The sequence below is a fragment of the Occallatibacter savannae genome, assembly GCF_003131205.1.
In the GTDB taxonomy this organism is placed as follows: Bacteria; Acidobacteriota; Terriglobia; order Terriglobales; family Acidobacteriaceae; genus Telmatobacter; species Telmatobacter savannae.
On the sequence record NZ_QFFY01000001.1, the window covers coordinates 744,041 to 761,885 of the forward strand.

Annotated in this window: 12 protein-coding genes; 5 read left to right on the forward strand and 7 right to left on the reverse strand. The window is 61.2% G+C overall.

The genetic code is table 11. From position 1 onward, the window contains the following. Positions 1 to 29 precede the first annotated feature (29 nt). The 6 genes from DHV10_RS03265 to DHV10_RS03290 all read right to left on the reverse strand — a co-directional run bounded on the left by DHV10_RS03265 (position 30) and on the right by DHV10_RS03290 (position 6,943). Positions 30 to 1,436, reverse strand: a complete 1,407-nt coding sequence (locus DHV10_RS03265) for a PQQ-dependent sugar dehydrogenase (protein ID WP_109484867.1) — start codon at positions 1,434 to 1,436, stop codon at positions 30 to 32. 19 nt (positions 1,437 to 1,455) lie between these two features. After that, positions 1,456 to 2,223: a uroporphyrinogen-III synthase gene (locus tag DHV10_RS03270; protein ID WP_162601156.1), complete on the reverse strand. Its 768-nt coding sequence runs from the start codon at positions 2,221 to 2,223 to the stop codon at positions 1,456 to 1,458. A gap of 122 nt (positions 2,224 to 2,345) precedes the next feature. Further along, the gene (hemC, locus tag DHV10_RS03275; protein ID WP_109484869.1) at positions 2,346 to 3,299 is read right to left on the reverse strand and encodes a hydroxymethylbilane synthase; all 954 of its coding nucleotides are present in this window, start codon (positions 3,297 to 3,299) and stop codon (positions 2,346 to 2,348) included. Next, positions 3,296 to 4,657, reverse strand: a complete 1,362-nt coding sequence (gene hemA, locus DHV10_RS03280; RefSeq protein ID WP_109484870.1) for a glutamyl-tRNA reductase — start codon at positions 4,655 to 4,657, stop codon at positions 3,296 to 3,298. The genes hemC and hemA overlap by 4 nt, the downstream gene beginning before the upstream one ends. Then, entirely contained in the window at positions 4,654 to 5,490 is an 837-nt protein-coding gene (locus DHV10_RS03285; RefSeq protein ID WP_109484871.1) for a cytochrome C assembly family protein, read from the reverse strand. The genes hemA and DHV10_RS03285 overlap by 4 nt, the downstream gene beginning before the upstream one ends. 112 nt (positions 5,491 to 5,602) lie before the next feature. Continuing rightward, the gene (locus tag DHV10_RS03290) at positions 5,603 to 6,943 is read right to left on the reverse strand and encodes a DUF2029 domain-containing protein (RefSeq protein ID WP_109484872.1); all 1,341 of its coding nucleotides are present in this window, start codon (positions 6,941 to 6,943) and stop codon (positions 5,603 to 5,605) included. A 292-nt stretch (positions 6,944 to 7,235) separates the two neighbouring features. Between DHV10_RS03290 and mutS the strand changes: the two genes are divergently transcribed. The 5 genes from mutS (at position 7,236) to DHV10_RS03315 (ending at position 16,692) form a co-directional block, all read left to right on the forward strand. Beyond that, positions 7,236 to 9,833: a DNA mismatch repair protein MutS gene (mutS, locus tag DHV10_RS03295; protein ID WP_109485683.1), complete on the forward strand. Its 2,598-nt coding sequence runs from the start codon at positions 7,236 to 7,238 to the stop codon at positions 9,831 to 9,833. Positions 9,834 to 9,850: 17 nt separating this feature from the next. Then, positions 9,851 to 11,005 (forward strand): beta-N-acetylhexosaminidase, encoded by a 1,155-nt coding sequence (gene nagZ / locus DHV10_RS03300; RefSeq protein ID WP_109484873.1) that lies wholly within the window; start codon positions 9,851 to 9,853, stop codon positions 11,003 to 11,005. Beyond that, positions 11,002 to 12,168 (forward strand): anhydro-N-acetylmuramic acid kinase, encoded by a 1,167-nt coding sequence (locus DHV10_RS03305; protein ID WP_109484874.1) that lies wholly within the window; start codon positions 11,002 to 11,004, stop codon positions 12,166 to 12,168. The genes nagZ and DHV10_RS03305 overlap by 4 nt, the downstream gene beginning before the upstream one ends. Before the next feature lie 210 nt (positions 12,169 to 12,378). Next, positions 12,379 to 13,620 carry a DUF5666 domain-containing protein gene (locus tag DHV10_RS03310; RefSeq protein ID WP_162601157.1) on the forward strand — a complete coding sequence of 414 codons (1,242 nt, stop codon included), beginning with the start codon at positions 12,379 to 12,381 and terminating at the stop codon, positions 13,618 to 13,620. 111 nt (positions 13,621 to 13,731) lie between these two features. Next, positions 13,732 to 16,692: a TonB-dependent receptor gene (locus DHV10_RS03315; RefSeq protein WP_162601158.1), complete on the forward strand. Its 2,961-nt coding sequence runs from the start codon at positions 13,732 to 13,734 to the stop codon at positions 16,690 to 16,692. Between the two features lie 4 nt (positions 16,693 to 16,696). Here DHV10_RS03315 and DHV10_RS03320 read toward each other — a convergent pair whose 3' ends face one another. After that, on the reverse strand, positions 16,697 to 17,812 hold the full coding sequence (locus tag DHV10_RS03320; RefSeq protein ID WP_109484877.1) for a glycosyltransferase: 1,116 nt from the start codon (positions 17,810 to 17,812) through the stop codon (positions 16,697 to 16,699). Positions 17,813 to 17,845: the final 33 nt, after the last annotated feature.

A 17,845-nucleotide genomic window follows, 5' to 3' on the forward strand; every position in this document is an offset into this window, starting at 1 on the left:
CAGCTACAGGCTACGAGCTACCGGCCTCCCTACCTCCCGTGCGGATGAATGTAATACAGGAGGCCCAGATAGTCGTCGCTGAGGAGGAAGGTGTCCGGCGCGAGGCGGAGGATTGCGCAGGGGCGGCCGTGGACGACAGTCTTGCCGTTGATGGTTGTGAGGAAGCCGGTGAGGAAGTCTTGCGGCTTGCGATCGGCAGGGCTGAAGCGCACGACTTTGAAGCCGCTGCCGATGTGCGGGTGGCTTGCTCCGTGTAGAGCGACAAGGAAGCTGTTGGCGAGAGCTGAATCCTGCTTGCCGAAGTAGGCGAAACCGAGCGGTGAGCTGTGCGCGGCAAAGGTGGTGTACGCGGGTGGAACGTGGTTGCACGATTGAAGAGGCGGGGGAGCTTTGCCGAGGTTTGCGTTGGGATCGGCAGCGTGATGGCCACCGCCGGCGGTGAGATTGGTGCCTGCGGCCGAGACGCCTTTCTGTTCGCCGTAGACTGAATCGCTCGCTGGCGATTTGGAACCTGGAGGCTTGGGCGCTGTCTTCCCTGTTGTTCGGGCGTCGTCGAGCGTCGGCAAGGGAGTCTGGTCAAGGACAGGTTTGCCCTGCGAGAAGTAGCATGCGGGCCAGCCATAGTTGGGTGTGGCGTTGGAGTCAAGGGCGAGTTGGAAGAAGGTGTCTTCGGGGAGCCTGTCTCCAAGGTGGTCGTCGCCCATGTTGGTGGCGAACAGCTCGTCATTGAGTTCGGGGATCTGCTGCATGTCGACGGCGTTCCGAAGGCCCTGCGCTTCGAGGTGCTGGTTCTTGCCGTCGGGGTCCATGCTGACGACGGATGCGCGCAGGACCTCGTCTTCCCGGCAGTAGTTGCACGATGACCCAACCGACACGAAGATGCGCGGCCTGCCGGCGATCTCCGCGACCGCAACGGTACGGGTGAGGTGCCAGCCGCCGTATTTGTAGTGAAGCCCGTAGTCAGGAAACCGGATGAGCGTCTCGGGGGCGGAGGTCGGCGCGGTGTCGCCGGCGTTGTATTTGTATCGAATGAGCCGATCGGTCAGCGGGAGATAAAGCCAGCTCTGCTTCGTTGCGGTATCGGTGTAGAAGGCGAGATTGTTGGGGTTGCGCAGATGGTCGAGGTAGAGGGTGATGTGCGTGAAGCGATGCGATTGCTGGTTCCAGCCTTCGAGAATGTAGACCGCGCCCAGGCGGTTGTCGCTGAGGTCGTGCATCGAGGTGACGAAGATGCGGCCGTCAGGAGACTTCGCAAAGAAGCGGACACGCTTGAGGCCGGTCGCGGCGATGTTGATGTCGAATTGCTCGGGAAGATTGAGGGTGATTTGTTTGCCAGGGGCGTAGGTGAGGGAGTGGGGTGTCTGGGCGGGGATGACCTCCGCCGTGAAGACACACAAGAGCGCCGACAGCAGTGCGCGGGGGAGTGCTCGCTGCATATCTGTAGTTTAGAAGAAATCAGAACTGGCTGATAACGGCGGCGATCAGGCCGGGGATGTCGTGGGGGTCAGCTTCGGCGGCGGGAGGCCAGTTGTGTTCACGAAGAGTGGCGCTGGTGATGGGGCCGATGGAGATGGCTTTGACACCGGAGAATGGAAAGGCGATCCCGGCAACGCGGGCGACGTCGGCGAGATGCGTGACGCTGGAGGAACTGGTGAAGGTAGCGGCGTCGATGCGGGATGCGAGCGCGGCGCGGAGTTTGGCGGGCGCGTCTTGCGGGATGGCGTTCTGGTAGGCGTCAACGACGTCGACGATGGCGCCGGTGGCACGGAGGGTGTCGGGGATGAGGTCGCGGGCAATGGCAGCGCGGGCGAGGAGGATGCGCTGGCCGGAGGCAAGATCGGCGAGGGATTCGAGGAGGCTTTCGGCGACGTATTCCTTTGGAGTGAGGGCGACGGAGAAGCCGGCCTGGCCAGCGGCTTCTGCAGTGGCTTTGCCGACTGCGGCAATCTGAGGCTTCCGCTCGTTGTTGACAACGCCGCATGCAGCGGTGCGTTCAACGATGGCGTGAACTGCGTTCGCACTGGTGAGGATGATCAAGTCGTAAGTGCTGAGGTTGTGGAGGGCGGCGTCGAGGGCATCGTATGACTCGGGCGGACGGATTTCGAGGACGGGAACTTCGACGGGCTCGGCCCCGGCGGCGCGGAGACCGTCGCTCAGTTTGCTGGCCTGGTGAGCGGCGCGGGTGACGAGGATGCGTTTGTGGGCGAGTGGCAGCGACGTCATGATCGACACCGATGGGAGGAACGAGAGTGTTGAAGAAGCAAATCCCTCGCTCCGCTGAAGAAAGCCGCTCCGCTCAGGATGACAGTCTCAAGATTCAAGGCTTGATGGTCCCTGAACGGATTCTATGCCGATGCGCCTGGGGCCGGCTCGGCTGTAGACGCAAGGAGTTCCTTCGCGCCGGCTTTCATGAGCTTGTTCGCGATGAGCTGGCCAAGGGCGAGGGGACCCATTTCGGCGCGGCGGACTTCGTGATGAGCGCGGATAGCCTTGCCGGTAGCGGGGTCGGCCACGACACCGAAAATTTCCTGCCACTCGCCTGATTCGCTTTGCGGGGCGACGCGGCAGTGGATGCCGATGGGAACCTGGCAGCCGCCGCCTAATGCGGCTAGAGCGGCGCGCTCGGCGGTGACGGCGTAACAGGTGGCGGCGTCGTCGAGGAATGCGATGGCGGAGAGTGTGTCGTGATCTTCTTTGCGGGTTTCGATTCCGAGGGAGCCCTGACCTGCTGCGGGACAGAAGTGGTGCGGCTCGAAGCGCTCGCGAACCCACTCGGCTTTCTCGAGACGATCGAGGCCTGCTGCGGCGAGAAGGATGGCATCCACCTGGCCCTCTTCAAGTTTGCGCAAGCGCGTGTCGACATTGCCGCGGAACTCGACGGCTTTGATGTCGGGCCGGAGAGCCAGAAGCTGCGCTCGGCGACGCTGGCTGCTGGTGCCGACAACGGCTCCCTTCGGCAGCGCGTGCAGAGAGTGGTATTTAACCGAGACGAGAACGTCGCGCGGATCGACGCGCTTGGGCGTGGCGGCGAGTCGAAAGGGCGCGGGTAGTTCTGTCGGAAGGTCCTTGAGCGAATGAACGGCAAGATCGACGCGGCCTTCGGCGAGAGCTTCTTCGATCTCCTTGGTGAACATGCCCTTGGAGCCGACCTGGGCGAAGGAGACTTCCTGCAGCTTGTCGCCGGTGGTCTTGATGATCTCGATCTGGACACTGTGGCCGTGGGTGCGCAGCAGTGCTGCGATGTGGTTGGCCTGCCAGAGCGCGAGTTGCGATCCGCGACTGCCGATGCGCAGATTCATTTGCCTCCTACGGCGCTGGTTTCGCTCTCGCGCGGGGAAGTTTTCTTTTCAGGTTGATCGATGGGAACCACTGTAGCTTGCGATTGCGGTTCAGGGTCGGCTGCGGCCGGGAGGGACCATGTTTCGCAGAGGGCCTCGACGCGCGTGGAGTCGTTTTCGCGGGCGGCCTGCTTGAGAGCCTGCATCGGCGGATGGAGGAATTTGTTGACCAGCCCGCGGGTAAGGGCTTCAACCGCGGCGATCTGTTCGTCGGTCAGAGGGCCGAGCTTGGCGTGCATGCGCTTGAGTTCGTTGACGCGAATCTCTTCTGCCTGGCGCTGAAGGCTCACGATCGCTGGTGCGACATTGACAGTGCGGCGGCGCTGGTGGAAGCGCTCGACCTCGGCTTCGACGAGCGCCTCGGCATCGCCGGCCTGCGTTTTGCGCTCGGCGATGTGGGCGGCTGCGACTTGCTGAAGGTCGTCGATGTCGTAGACGAAGATGCCTTCAATCTTGTTCATCGCCGGATCGACGTCGCGGGGCACGGCGATGTCGATAAAGAACATCGGGCGATTGCGGCGCCGATGCATGAACTGCTGGCCGTGCTCCGGGCGGAAGATATGGTGCGGCGCGCCAGTGGAGCTGATAACGATGTCGGCTTCGGTCGTGGTCTCGTAGAGCTTGTCGAAGGGGATGACCCGGCCGTTGAAGGGCTCGGCAAGCTGGCGGGCACGCTCCATGGTGCGGTTTGTGACGAGGATGGCGCCTGCTCCCTGCTGGACGAGGTGGCGGGCAGCGAGCTCGCTCATCTTCCCTGCTCCCACGAGGAAGACGGTGCGGCCATTGAGCGACCCGAATATCTTGCGCGCCAGCTCGACGGCGACAGAGGCGATGGAAACGGAGTTGGAGCCAATGGCGGTTTCGGTGCGGACTTTCTTGGCGGCAGCGAAGGCCGATTGAAGCAGATATTCGAGCTGGCCGGAGACGGTTCCGGCGGCGCAGGCCGAGGCGAAGGCGTCCTTTACCTGGCCGAGGATCTGCGGTTCGCCTACGACCATGGAGTCGAGGCTGGCGGCTACTCGGAAGAGATGCCGGACGGCCTGCTGGTCGCGGTGCTCATAAATGTGAGGCCCAAGCTCAGACTGGGCGATTCCGAAGTGCGTGTACAGAAAGCTGCGGATATCGGTGGCTGGACCATCGACGGCGGCGAGCATCTCGACGCGGTTGCAGGTGGAGACGATCATGCACTCGGTGACGCCGGGCTGGGCGGCGAGAGCGCGGGTGGTTTCCGGCAGCTCGTCACGGTTGATGGCAATGCGCTCGCGAAGGGAGATGGGCGCGGTCTTGTGGTTGACCCCGATGAGGACGAGCTGGCTCATGGGGCACCGAACCTGTGGACGCGGCTGACAATGTTCGCGGCCCAGACGCAGACCATGACGATGAGAACGGCGCCAGAGAGGTACGCAGCTCTTCGGCCCCGAAGGCCGGCGGTCCACCGAAGGAATATGAGAAGGACGTAGAGGCCCCACATCACAAAAGAGGCAAGGACCTTGGGATCGACGAAGTAGGCGGCCCCGAGCGAGGTTTCCTGGACGAGCACGGCACCCAGGATCAGTCCGACGGTCATGCAGGGGAAACCGAAGAGCAGCATGGAGTTGGCGATGCGCTCGAGGGTGTCGAGGGGCGGGAGCCAGTCGAAGGCTGAACGGCCGGTTTCTGTCAGATTCTTGAGTTTGGACTTGAGGCGGCGCTCCAGGGCAAGGTAGAGGATTGACGAGAGCAGGCTGAAGCCCAGAGCTGCGTAGGCGCAAAGCAGTGCGGCAATGTGCGCCACGAGCCAGCTGGTGCGAACTCCCTGTGAGGGAAAGGCATAGCCTTGAGCGCCCAGGGAGGGCACGAATACGAGGAAGAATGTGATCGGCAGGGCGAAGACGCCGAGCGACATGGCCTCATAGAGCCACCAGGCCAGAAAGTAGAGCCCGGCGATGGCAAACCCTAGCAGAGATTCAACTTCGCGCGCTCCGACCGGGACCCAACGGTGGGCCTGAACCAGCATTTCTACCGCAGAGACGAAGTGGAAGAAGAAGGCCATGCCTCCCAGGTGCACACACCAGCGCCGCGCGCGATCTGAGGAACTGAGCACGGCGGGGAAGATGGTGACACTTGCGGCCGCGTATAGGATGGTCGCGACTCGTAGCCACAGGAGATGCATGCCGTACTCAATCTAAAGCCTTAGTACTCAGTATACTGTGATCCAAATCACCAGATGGATGCTTCCCATGGGCTGGCGGGGAGGACATCCCCTGATGTTCCCCGATCCCGCGCTAACTGACACTGTGCACCCGCTCTCCCGGCTCTACCGGTTGCGTTTGCGTCGTCTCACGTACTGAAGTCTCGCGCGCGTATACCCATAGATAGAAGATCGCAGTCGCCAGGAGAGTCAGGGGTACGGGGCAGTCAAGGACTGCGGACTGGAGGCGGCTGTAATGCGCTCCCGCATCGGGGTACAGATGATGCATGAGTCCGAATAGAGCTATGCCGAAGGCGTCACCGGTGACGATGAACGCGCAGGCTGTGATGCCGAGAGCTACCCAGGCAAGGACTTTCCCTCGAGACCACAGCAGCGCGCATGCAGGGACCAATAGAAGCAGAAGCTTGGCGTCATACTGCCGGTGGTACACGGGCAAGAGGGAGAGCGGTGCTATGGTTGCGAGAGCATACCAAACTCTAGCCGGACCGCCCGGCTTCAGCGTGAGCAGGGCCCAGTAGAGAAACATCGGTGCGCAAATCAGGTACGTTGCGAGGTTATAGGCTCCGGGCGTTTCCCACATCAGGCTGGTGACGGCCTGCAAGTTGATCAACCCACAGGTGCCGTGCGGAGTGCTGGGATCGCTCGCGCCGCCCTGGCCGTTCAACACCTGCAGATTGGCTGAGAATTCGTGCATCCACCCGGGCGAGATGTGAAATACCCATGCAGTCGCAGGAATGCTGATGAGGGCAATCAGCAGAAGAGTCCGGGTGGCCTGACGCCGTGACCCTGCAGAGAAAAGGATCAGGAGGATCCAGATGAACGCCGCGTTGTGGGGCTTGAGGATCAGGGACACCGCGAGACAGACCACGCCGACCCAGATGAATCTGTTCTCGAGGAAGCACCATACGGCGATGATTGCGAACGGGACCAGAAAACTGGCCGGATTGCCGAAGTAGAAGAGTGTCGGACTGTTCAGCAGACAAAATGAAACGAGCACAGCCGACAATAACGGAGCGTAGCGGGCACCTCGTTCCCACATGAGGAAGCACGCAAGGATGAAGCTGCCCGCGATAAGCAAGATCCAGAGTGCCCGGCCAAGATCCATCGGCAAGACGGCGAGCGGGATCAAAAATGGAAACTCGCCGGGTAAATAGATATTGCGGGTAGCAACCAGCCGCTCCTGATCGGAGGTAAACGGCGGTTCACCGGCTCTGCGGTAAAGCGCCTCCATATCTGCGCCGCTATACGGGTCACAGTGCTGAACCAGGCAGGTTCCGCGATAGTAGGCGGTGGTGAAGTCCTGCACGGAGTTGCTTCGTTTGGCCGCGACCACGGCTGCGCCAATCAGCAAGAACGCGATGACCCCGATAATGATCAGGTATCTTGCGTCTCGATTGGACTTGGCCGACTCCATCAACGCCAGAGTACGTCAGACAAGGCGCGATCAAAAAATGGAAAGTTGGCACCGCGCCCGGCTTGCGATTACCGAAGAGATATGTGCTTTTCGTCCTTGCATTCCACAGGCAGAGGTGGAAGATCCATGAGAGTAAGCTGAAACCAGCGTGATTAAAGAGAGCCTCCCCTCAGAACAGGCCACAGTCGTGCTGGCCGGCGTTGACCTCGCATCAGGTTCACCAGGTTTGTCCGCAGACTCGGCGGACAGCGGTGCGGTGCGAGCGGGCTCAGATTCTGACAAGTCGCGCGAGATGACGCCCTTCATGCGGCAGTGGACTTCGGCAAAGCGGGAGAATCCCGATGCCCTGCTTTTTTTCCGCATGGGGGATTTCTATGAGCTCTTCTATGACGATGCGGTAACGGCGAGCCGGGAGTTGCAGCTAACGCTGACAGCGCGCGACCGCGAGCGCCAGGTGCCGATGTGCGGGGTACCCTACCACTCGGTGGAGGCGTATCTCACCCGATTGCTGCGACGCGGCTACCGGATCGCGATCTGCGAGCAGATGGAAGATCCCAAGCTCACCAAGAAGATCGTCAAGCGCGAGGTGATCCGGGTGCTGTCGCCGGGTACGGCGCTAGACGCGGGGATTGGACAGGAACAGAACAACTTCCTTGCCGCGTACTTCGAGAGCGGCCCCGAAAAACAGCCGTTTTGCGCAGTGGCGCTGCTCGATGTCTCGACGGGTGAGTTCCGGACCTCGGAGTTTCAGGGCGCGAAGGCGCGGCAGCAGGCACTTGATTCGTTGCTTCTGGCTGGCCCGAGCGAGGTGCTGCTGCCTGCAGGCGCAGAGGTGCCCGGCTCGCTCGAGAAGATTCCGGCGCGGACGCGGGTGGAGGACTGGGTATTCACGCGTGACTTTGCCGTGCCGCTGGTCGAGAGGCAACTACAGGTGCGATCGCTTGAGGGGTTTGGGCTGGTGGGGCATGAAGCCGCGGCAATCGCGGCCGGCGTTCTGCTGCATTATGTCCGCACCACGCAGAAGAACGATGCCCTGCATATCGACTCGCTAAGGTTCCAGGAGCACTCGATGGCACTGGAGCTGGACCAGGTTACAGTGCGCAATCTGGAACTGGTCGAGCCGCTGTTTGCCGGGCAGGACGACAGAGCGACTCTCTTCCACACGCTCGATTGCTGCATTACCCCCATGGGCAAGCGATTGCTTCGGGCCACGATTTTGCGGCCGCTGATCGCCGCTGACGTTTTGAATGCGCGGTACGAGGCTGTGGGAGAGGCGCACAGTGATCTGGTGCAACGCGAAGAGGTACGACGCGCATTTGAGGGCATCCTCGATCTGGAGCGGCTGCTGGCCCGATTGAGCCTCGACTCGGCAGGGCCGCGCGATGTGTGTGCACTGGCGTCGAGCCTGGCAAGGCTGCCGGGGCTAAAGGCCGCAGTCAGTGCGATGCAGTCGCCGCTGTGGCGTGAACTGGCTGCCAGGCTCGACACGCTCGAAGACGTGACCGGGCGAATCTCGGCCACGCTCATTGCTGAGCCTCCACTAACCATGGCCGATGGAGGCGCGATCGCTCCGGGGGTCGATGCGGAACTGGATGATTTGCGATCCATCTCGTCCACGGGTCGGCAATCAATTGCGGCCATTGAAGAGCGTGAGCGAGCGCGAACGGGGATCGGATCGCTGAAGGTTCGCTATAACTCGGTGTTCGGGTACTACATCGAGATCACGAAAGCGAACCTGGCGATGGCTCCGGCGGATTACGAGCGTAAGCAGACGCTTGTCAATGCGGAGCGGTTCACGACTCCGGAGCTGAAGGAGTACGAGGTTAAGATCCTCACTGCTCACGATCGCTGTATTGAAATTGAGAAGCGAATCTTCGGCGAGCTTCGGCGTGCGGTGCTGGAGGCCGCGGGCCGGATCCGGCGAGCATCTGCGGCAGTGGCAGAAGCCGATCTGCTGACGAACTTCGCCCACCTCGCATCTCTGCGGCAATATGTGCGTCCCGCGCTTACGGAAGAGCTGGTGCTCGAGGCAGTGGCGGCGAGGCATCCGGTGATCGAACAGTGGATGGAGGACACGCGTGAGGGACGATTCATTGCGAACGACCTCTACCTGAGCGCCACGGACGAAGGGCCAAGCCTGCTGCTGATTACCGGGCCGAACATGGGCGGCAAGAGCACATATCTGCGGCAGGCGGCGATGCTGGTGCTGATGGCGCAGATGGGGAGCTTCGTTCCAGCTCAGAGCTTGCGGCTGGGGCTGGTGGATCGCATCTACACGAGGATCGGGGCGAGCGACAACGTGGCGCGCGGACGGTCGACCTTTATGGTGGAGATGACAGAGACCGCGACGATTCTGAATACCGCCTCAAAGCGGTCGCTCATTCTGCTCGACGAAATGGGGCGCGGCACGGCAACATTCGACGGGCTTTCGTTAGCCTGGGCTACGGTCGAGTACCTGCATGCTGAGACGGGTGCGCGAACGCTGTTCGCAACGCACTATCACGAGCTGACCATGCTTGCAGAGAAGCTGAAACGCGTTCGGAACTTGCGCGTGGGCATCAAGGAAGGCGCGTCGGGCATTGTTTTTCTGCACACGATTGAGCCGGGTGCAGCGAGCAAAAGCTACGGCATCGAGGTCGCGAAGCTGGCGGGTTTGCCGGCTGCCGTCATCGAGCGTGCAAAGCACGTGTTGAAGCAGCACGAAAAGCAGGAGCGCCAGAGCGTGCAGGTGGAGACCGCGCCGGAGCCGATGCAGTTGACGATCTTCACGCCCCTGTCGCAGCGAATCGTGGACCGCATCGAGCAGGTGGACGTGAATGCGCTGACGCCGCTGCAGGCACTGAATCTTCTGGAAGAACTGCAGCAAGAGCTTAAGGGACAGAGGGACTAAGGGACATAGGAGAGCTGATGGCGGTCACGATCCGAGAAGCGGCGGGGAGTCTGCTGGTGGTGGGGCTGGGCGGCACGGAGCTGACGGCATTGGAGCGTGCCTGGCTCAAGCTGGTACGTCCAGGCGGGATCATTCTTTTCCGCCGCAACATTGCCGATGTGGGACAGACGCGGGCGCTGTTGAACGAAGCTACTGGGCTGGCAGCGCGTTTTGGCGCACGTTGTGTCGACGTCGAGGGCGGGACTGTGAATCGGCTGCGCGACGCGCTGGCGCCGATAGCGTCGGCCCAGGCTGTGGCGGCTGCGGATCGAAATCAGTCTGCTAAATCCGGCAAACCTGCGCTGGCGCGGAAGCATGGCGAGCTCATCGCTCAGGCGGTGAAGGCGTTCGGGTTCAACACCACGTTGGCTCCAGTTGTGGATCTGACGCTGCCGGAGGCTACGGACGTTCTGGGGTCGCGAACGACCGGCGCAACGGCGGCGGACGTCATCGCCTATGCGCGTGACTTTCTCACTGCGCTCGCCGCGCTGGGTGTTGTGGGATGCGGCAAGCACTATCCCGGGCTGGGCGGAGCGACCGGGGATACGCACTTTGTGACGCCGGCTATCGAGCGGAACTGGGAACAGATTTGGAACGAAGACACGGTGCCCTATCGCGAGTTGCACAAGCTGATGCCGATGATTATGACGAATCACGCGGCGTATCCGAAAACAGCCGGTAAAAACATTCCAGCCAGTGCGTCGCGTTTCTGGATTGCCGAGACGCTGCGCAAGAAGATTGGCTACAAGGGCATTGTTTTCTCCGATGATCTGGAGATGGGCGGCATTCTGAAGTTCCTGCCCGTGGAACAAGCGGCGGTTGAGGCAATTCGCGCAGGTTCGGATCTGCTGGAGATTTGCCATAGCGCCGAGTTGATTCTGCGCACGTACGAAGCACTGATCGCAGAGGCTGAGCGGTCGTCGGCATTTCGCAAAGTCCTTTTGAGAACGGCGCAGGAGTGTGGCAGAAAAAGAGCCCGTTTGTATCGAGCCCGACCGACGCCGCGCCCTACGGCAAAAGCTCTCGAATCCCTTCGAGGCAAGATACTCGCCTTCAACGATGCTGTCGCAGCGCAGGCCAATGCTGCCGCGGTGGTCGATCCCCGGGCTGCTAACCCGGCGGAAGCTGTATGACGGCGAAGCGGATGATCGTTGCCGGGGTGATGAGCGGGACATCGGCGGACGGAATTGATGTTGCAGTGGTGCGGGTCGCCGGAGTGAAGCGTCCAAAGCTCACGATCGTCGCACACGAAGCGTTTCCCTACCCCGCGGCCCTGCGCGCGGCTGTGTTGGCGGCTATGAACGCGAAGAAGACCTCGACTGCTGAACTTGCCCGGCTGAACTGGCGCCTGGGCTTGGCGTATGCAGAGGCCGTGAAGGCTACAGCGGACCGGCACAAACTCAGCATCGACCTGATCGGGTGCCATGGGCAGACTCTCTATCACCAGGGCCGGGCGGATCAGTATGCCGGCAGGAATTTTGCGTGCACCTGGCAGGCCGGGGAGGCCGCGCTGATTGCGGCTGAGTTGAAGGTTCCGGTGGTTTCGAATTTCCGCCCAGCCGACATGGCCGCAGGTGGTCAGGGCGCGCCGTTGGTGCCCCTTTTCGATCAGGTCTACTTTGGAGATCCAAAGCGCGGGCGCGTTTTGCAGAATATCGGTGGCATCGCGAACCTCACGGCGATCCCGGCGGGCAGTGAGGGCGGCGAATTGATGGCGTTCGACACCGGGCCGGGCAACATGGTCATCGATGCGTTAACGCAGAAGCTGTTCAGGAAACCTTACGACCGCAACGGCGCAATCGCGGCGAAAGGGTTGGCGCTCGAGACGGTGATCGAGGAGTTTCTGCGCAATCCTTATTTCAAGCGGAAGCCGCCGCGGAGCGCCGGACGCGAGGAGTTTGGACGCGAGTACGCCGCTGCCTTTCAGACCGCATGCAGGCGGGAAAGTCAAAAGCCGCAAGACGCGATCGCAAGCGCGACAGCGCTCACGGTGGAGAGCATCGTGCGCAGCTTCAAGCAGTTTGTGTGGTCCTCAATGCGGAATGCGCCTGTCGATTACATCGTGTCGGGCGGCGGCGCGAAGAACAGGACGCTGATGCAGATGCTGTCGTCGAGACTTGAGCCGATGGGATGCAAGTTGGCCACAACCGAGCAGTTTGGTCTTCCCGCTGAAGCCAAGGAGGCGGCGGCATTCGCCCTGCTCGCGTGGGCCACCTGGAACCGAGTGCCCGGGAATGTACCCAGTGCAACGGGTGCCACAAGGGCGGCGTTGCTGGGACAGATCGCGTACGCGTGATGCGTCGCGCAGAAACTCACACCTTAAAAGAGGCTTAAGATTGGCCCGCGCGTAAGACCCTTCATTCGCAGATCGATACAACACATATCTCAAGTACTTTCGCAGGGTTCACGGTTTGGCACCTGTGCTCAACCTTTTGCGCGGTTGACTCGTCTACCCAAACAGATATCGATTCCAGCCGTACCGCCTCCGGTACGCAAGAGCGAAAACATGAAAAGAATGATCGAGAAACGGGCCTGTGTTTTGCTGGGGTGTGCGCTGATTGTATGTGCACTGGTTGTCCATTCGCCCAGGCTGATGGCGCAGGCTGCAGTCCAGAGATTCGTTGGAACTATCACTTCGATCAGCGGCGATACGCTCACGGTGAAAACCGATGCGGGCGAAGCGCACCAGGTGCAGGTACCGGATTCGGCCACACTGAAACGGATCGCTCCGGGGCAGAAAGACCTGAGCACGGCTGAGACGATCAAGCTGAGCGATCTGGCGACGGGAGACCGCGTGCTCGTCAAGCTCGATCCGGATGCGGCAGGCGCCACTCCGCAGGCGCAGCAGATCGTTGCCGTGAAGCAGACCGATATCGCTCAGAAGCAACAGCAGGACATGACCGACTGGCAGCGAAACGGTCTGGGCGGGCTCGTCAAGAGCGTCGATGCGGCGAGCGGAGTTGTTGTTCTGACGACCGGCGCCGGTCCGACAGCGAAGACCGTGACTGTGCACCTTGCCAAGAACGCGGTATTGAAGCGCTACCCGCCGAACTCGATCCGTTTTGCGGATGCACAGCCGGCGCAGTTGGACGCGGTGAAGGCCGGGGATCAATTCCGTGCACGCGGACAGAAGAATGCGGACGGGACAGAGCTCAACGCGACCGAGGCTGTATCGGGGAGCTTCCGGAATATCTCGGGAACGATCACGAGCGTGGACGCGGCAAACTCCAGCGTAGTGGTAAAAGATTTGGCAACAAAGAAGAACGTCACGGTGAAGGTGACGCCGGACGCGGAGATGAGACGGCTGCCGGACATGATGGCGCGCATGATTGCCGCGCGGCTGAAAGGCACGATGCCGGAGGGCATGGGCGGACCTCCCACAATGGCGGCGCGTCCTCAGGGCGGGGCTCCCCAGGGTCAACCGCCGGCAGCCGGAGCGCGGCCACAAGGCGGACCCGGATCGGGGCCTGGCAGCTTTGGTTCAGGCGCGGGCGGATTTGGAGCAGGGCGCCGCGGACCGGGAGATATGGAGCAGGTGCTGGAGCGCGCACCGGCTATCAAACTCGCTGACCTTCAAAAAGGTGAAGCCCTCATGATGGTTTCGACCGAGGGCACGAATGAAGTCACGGCGATCAAGGTTCTGGCGGGCGTCGAGCCTCTGCTTGAGAGCCCTGAAGCATCGCGCAATCTGCTGGCTAACTGGAGTATGGGCGGCGGCGGCGACGCGGCCGGTGGTGCAACGCAGTAGTTTGAACTTCCCTGATTTTGCGATCTGATTTGCGAGGAATGCGTGTATTTACGAATTGATACTTGTCTGCGTTTTTTGATTTCGGTTGCAATTGGTTTCTGTGCGCTGCTGATGGCGGCTACAACGACATTCGCACAGGGTCAGACGGCCGGCGCCACTGCGACGATCCACGGGCATATTGCCGATCAGACCGGAGCGCTGATCCCCGGCGCGAAGATCACGGTCACGACGGCAGACGGGAAGAGCGCCGGCACAGCAGCCGCCGACGCGAGCGGGGCCTACGCAGTCATGGGCCTCGAGCCGGGCAGCTACATCGTCAAGGCGACGTTTGCTGGCTTTGCGGATTTTCAATCGCAGCCGATCCCAGTTGCAGCCGGCCAGGTGAAACGCGTGGACGTCGCGATGGCCATCGAGGTGGAACAGCAGAATGTCGTCGTAACCGACGACACGCCAACCGTCAGCGTAGAAGCGGGCGGAAACGCCAACGCGATGGTGCTGAAGGACAAGGACCTGGATGCGCTCTCGGACGATCCGGACGAGTTGTCGAACGAGCTTCAGGCATTAGCTGGCCCGTCGGCAGGTCCCAATGGCGGACAAATCTATATCGATGGATTCACCGGCGGACAGCTTCCGCCGAAGTCGGCCATCCGCGAGATTCGCGTCAATCAGAATCCGTTTTCAGCCGAGTACGACCGCCTGGGATACGGGCGCATTGAGATCCTTACCAAGCCGGGTACGGACAAGCTGCATGGCCAGGTATTCATCATGGGCAACGACAGCGCGACGAATACAGGAAGCCCCTTCATTCCGAATGTGCCACCGTACTATCGCGTGCAGTACAACGCGTCGGTGAGCGGCGCGCTGAGTAAGAAAGCCTCGTTTTTCATGAGCGTGGAGCAGCGGAACAACCACGACGAGGCGATCTACAACTACTTTCCCGCGGTGCTCGACCCGGGAACAGGCCTTTACTCGATCTCTCCGACCCGTGCATCAGGCGCGCTTTCGAATCCGCACAACCACATCAACATCTCTCCCCGGCTTGATCTGCAGCTGGGTAAGAACGACACGATGACGCTGCGTTACCAGTGGTTCTATGACTCTGAGACCGGCGACATCGGCTCGACGGAGTTGCCTTCGCAATCCGTTAAGAGCACGAGCAAAGAGAACTCCATTCAGCTGAGCGACTCGCACATCATCAACGATCGTATGGTGAACGAGACACGCTTCGAATATCGGCGTTCGCAGGAGACGAACTCGCCGGCCAGCACTGCGCCGACGCTGGTAGTAAGCGGTGACTTCACGGGAGGCGGCGCGTCGGGACAATCGTCAGACGACCATGCGGATCACTTCGAACTGCAGAACTACACGACGATGAGCGTGGGAAGCCAGACACTGAAGTTTGGAGCGTGGCTGCGCGACAATCGCGACGCGAACTCCTCTTTCTCCAATCGCAACGGATCGATCGTGTTCACAGAGAAGGGCTACGTTGATGCGCTGAACGCTCTTGCGCAGGGAAAGAGCCTGTCCACATTGCCAGCTGGGGATTTCGTGAGCCTGAGCGTAACGGCAGGGCGCGCTGCCTACACGTCGAACATCTTCGATGGCGCTCTATTCGTGCAAGACGACTGGAAGGTAAACCCGAGATTGACCGTATCAGGCGGCCTGCGCTGGGAGACGCAGAACCACGTTCGCGATCACAATGACTGGGCGCCGCGTGTGGCGTTTGCCTATGCGCTTGATGCAAAGGGCAAGCAGCCGGCGAAAACGGTACTGCGCGCAGGATACGGCATCTTCTATGACAGGCTGCCGATCGGAAGTCTGCTTGCGGCAACACGGAACGGATTCAATTCGGGGCAGGTTCGGACCACTCAGTTCTCCGCATCATGCCTGAGCGGAACCGACATCAATCATCTCGACTTCTCCGGGTGTCTGCCCTCGGCTCCGTACACCCCGACGCCGCAGACGACGCTCGTTCAGATCGCTCCCAACTACCACTCACCCTACACGCAGCAGGTGGGTGCAAGCATTGAGCGGCAGCTAACGAAGACCGTCACCTTAACCGGAACTTATCTGCATTCGTTCGGCGTGCACCAGATGGTGACGCGCGACGCCAACCCGTATACACCGGTTCCCGGGACCACTTACTACAACCAGTCGACGGGGCCGCGCCTGAATCCGAATCTCGGCATCATTCAGGAGTACTACCCGGAGGCCGTGTTCAAGCAGAACCAGATGATCCTGAACGTGAACGCACGTATTTCGCCGAAGCTGAGCTTCTTCGGTTTCTACAATCTGTCGTTCGCGAATACGAACGGAGCGGGCGGATTCGGCGGTGGAAGCTTCGCGTCGAATTCCTACAATCTGAGCCAGGACTACGGGCGAGCGGCATTTGTGAATCGCAACATGGTCTTCCTTATGGGCAACTACACCGGCCCGTGGGCGCTGCGGTTTAATCCGTTTCTGATCGCGCGATCGGGGCGTCCGTACAACATCGTGTCCGGAACGGATCTGACGGGAGATAACTTCATCAACGACCGTCCCTCGTATGCGGATGCCTCCCTTTGCACTTCGGGGCAGGCGCAGTATTTCCAGACGCAATTCGGCTGTCTCAATTCCCTTCCCGGTCCTGGAGATTCGCTGGTCCCAATGAATCTTGGCACTGGCCCGGCAAGCGTCGCTCTGAATGTGCGTATGAGCAAGACGATCGGCGTTGGTCCGAAGACGGAGGGAACCGGCGGAGTGAATGGCGGCGGATTCGGCGGACCGGGCGGACCGCACGGGGGCGGACGTGGAGGCATGGGCGGCGGGCTTGGCCCCGGCGGACTCGGCGGAGGTGGCGGCCGCGGTGGTCCAGGCGGGATGATGGGCCCTGCCAGCACCGGGCGCAAGTACAACCTCACCTTCAGTGTGGAGGCGAACAACGTCTTCAACAACGTGAACTATGGAACGCCCATCGGCACGCTGGGATCGAGCGAGTTCGGCAGATCGACGAGCCTGGCAAACGGACCTTTCTCAGGACCGGGTGGATCGACGTCGCGGCGCATGTTCTTCCAGGCGGTGTTTGCGTTCTAAGTCGCTACTCCCGCAGAAGGCCGGAGTCACGCGCTCCGGCCTTTTCATTTGCACGCAGAACGCTGGAGTAGAGCGCTTCCCATTCATCGACCTTGGTGTTGATATTGAAGTCGCGATGAATGATCGCGCGGGCTTGCCTGCCCATTTCATGGCGTTGCGGCTCCGGGAGTCGCATGATCCGCAACATAGCGTCTGCAAGTTCTTCTGGAGCCTTCGGCGGAACGAGCGCGCTCTTGTCGCGGATGAACTCGCGCACGCCGCCAACGTGGGTTGCCACAACAGGTTTCTCCATCGACATGGCTTCGGCGATCACGAGCGGGAGTCCCTCCCACGCGGAACTGAGAACGAAAGCATCGCAGCGCGCAAGGGTTTCCGGCATGTTCGCGGAGAGACCCAGCCACTGAACGCCCGCTTCGTTATTCCGATGCGGGGAAGGCTGGCCCGCAATGCAGAGCTCGGCCTTGGGCATTGAGGCGCGCAGGATTCGAAATGCGGCGAGCAGATTGTCGAAGTCTTTCGCTGGGACATCGCGGCCTGCTGCGAGCCAGACGAAACTTTTATCGGAACGGTGTGGCGGAAGATTTCCGGCCTGATCTGCAAGCGATCTGCTGGGGGAGAACGCGTCCGTGTCGATTCCGTTTGTCAGGACGCTGATCTTCTTCTGAGGCACAGCCTTCGATTTGATGTACTGCTCTGCGACTGCGCGACTGACCGCAGTGGAGCAGACCGTGAGGCGGTCCGTGAGACGATACGCGAACGTGCGGTGCAGGTTTCCTTCGTAGACGTTGTGGATGGTCGAAATCACAAGCGGTGCGCTGCCGGTTGCCCTCAAGGCTCTGGCCATCATGTTCGCCGGGAATGTATGACTGTGAAGTAAATCGGGCCTGATCGTCTGCAGGATGCGACGGGCACGGGGAACGCCGCCGATCGCACTGGGCAAGAATTTCGTCACCCCGAGCCGATGAATCGTGAGCGTTGTCGGCCACTCCTGCTTCTCAGGGTCCTTGAGCACAACGAGCGCGACGTGATGACCGCGCGCTTCCATCCGCTCCGCAATGGAGATGACCTGCTTTTCGGCGCCGCCGATTCCGAGCGAGGTGAGAATGTAGGCGATGCGCATTGGATCCACGCCCTATCGAGTTCGAAGGGCGAG

What these genes read in the sequence shown, in the direction of transcription:
- DHV10_RS03315 (WP_162601158.1), top strand. Translation starts at nt 13,732, where the DNA reads ATGGCGGCTACAACGACATTCGCACAGGGTCAGACGGCCGGCGCCACT.
- DHV10_RS03290 (WP_109484872.1), bottom strand. Translation starts at nt 6,943, where the DNA reads ATGGAGTCGGCCAAGTCCAATCGAGACGCAAGATACCTGATCATTATC.
- hemC (WP_109484869.1), bottom strand. Translation starts at nt 3,299, where the DNA reads ATGAATCTGCGCATCGGCAGTCGCGGATCGCAACTCGCGCTCTGGCAG.
- DHV10_RS03270 (WP_162601156.1), bottom strand. Translation starts at nt 2,223, where the DNA reads ATGACGTCGCTGCCACTCGCCCACAAACGCATCCTCGTCACCCGCGCC.
- hemA (WP_109484870.1), bottom strand. Translation starts at nt 4,657, where the DNA reads ATGAGCCAGCTCGTCCTCATCGGGGTCAACCACAAGACCGCGCCCATC.
- DHV10_RS03305 (WP_109484874.1), top strand. Translation starts at nt 11,002, where the DNA reads ATGACGGCGAAGCGGATGATCGTTGCCGGGGTGATGAGCGGGACATCG.
- DHV10_RS03285 (WP_109484871.1), bottom strand. Translation starts at nt 5,490, where the DNA reads ATGCATCTCCTGTGGCTACGAGTCGCGACCATCCTATACGCGGCCGCA.
- DHV10_RS03265 (WP_109484867.1), bottom strand. Translation starts at nt 1,436, where the DNA reads ATGCAGCGAGCACTCCCCCGCGCACTGCTGTCGGCGCTCTTGTGTGTC.
- DHV10_RS03320 (WP_109484877.1), bottom strand. Translation starts at nt 17,812, where the DNA reads ATGCGCATCGCCTACATTCTCACCTCGCTCGGAATCGGCGGCGCCGAA.
- nagZ (WP_109484873.1), top strand. Translation starts at nt 9,851, where the DNA reads ATGGCGGTCACGATCCGAGAAGCGGCGGGGAGTCTGCTGGTGGTGGGG.
- mutS (WP_109485683.1), top strand. Translation starts at nt 7,236, where the DNA reads ATGACGCCCTTCATGCGGCAGTGGACTTCGGCAAAGCGGGAGAATCCC.
- DHV10_RS03310 (WP_162601157.1), top strand. Translation starts at nt 12,379, where the DNA reads ATGAAAAGAATGATCGAGAAACGGGCCTGTGTTTTGCTGGGGTGTGCG.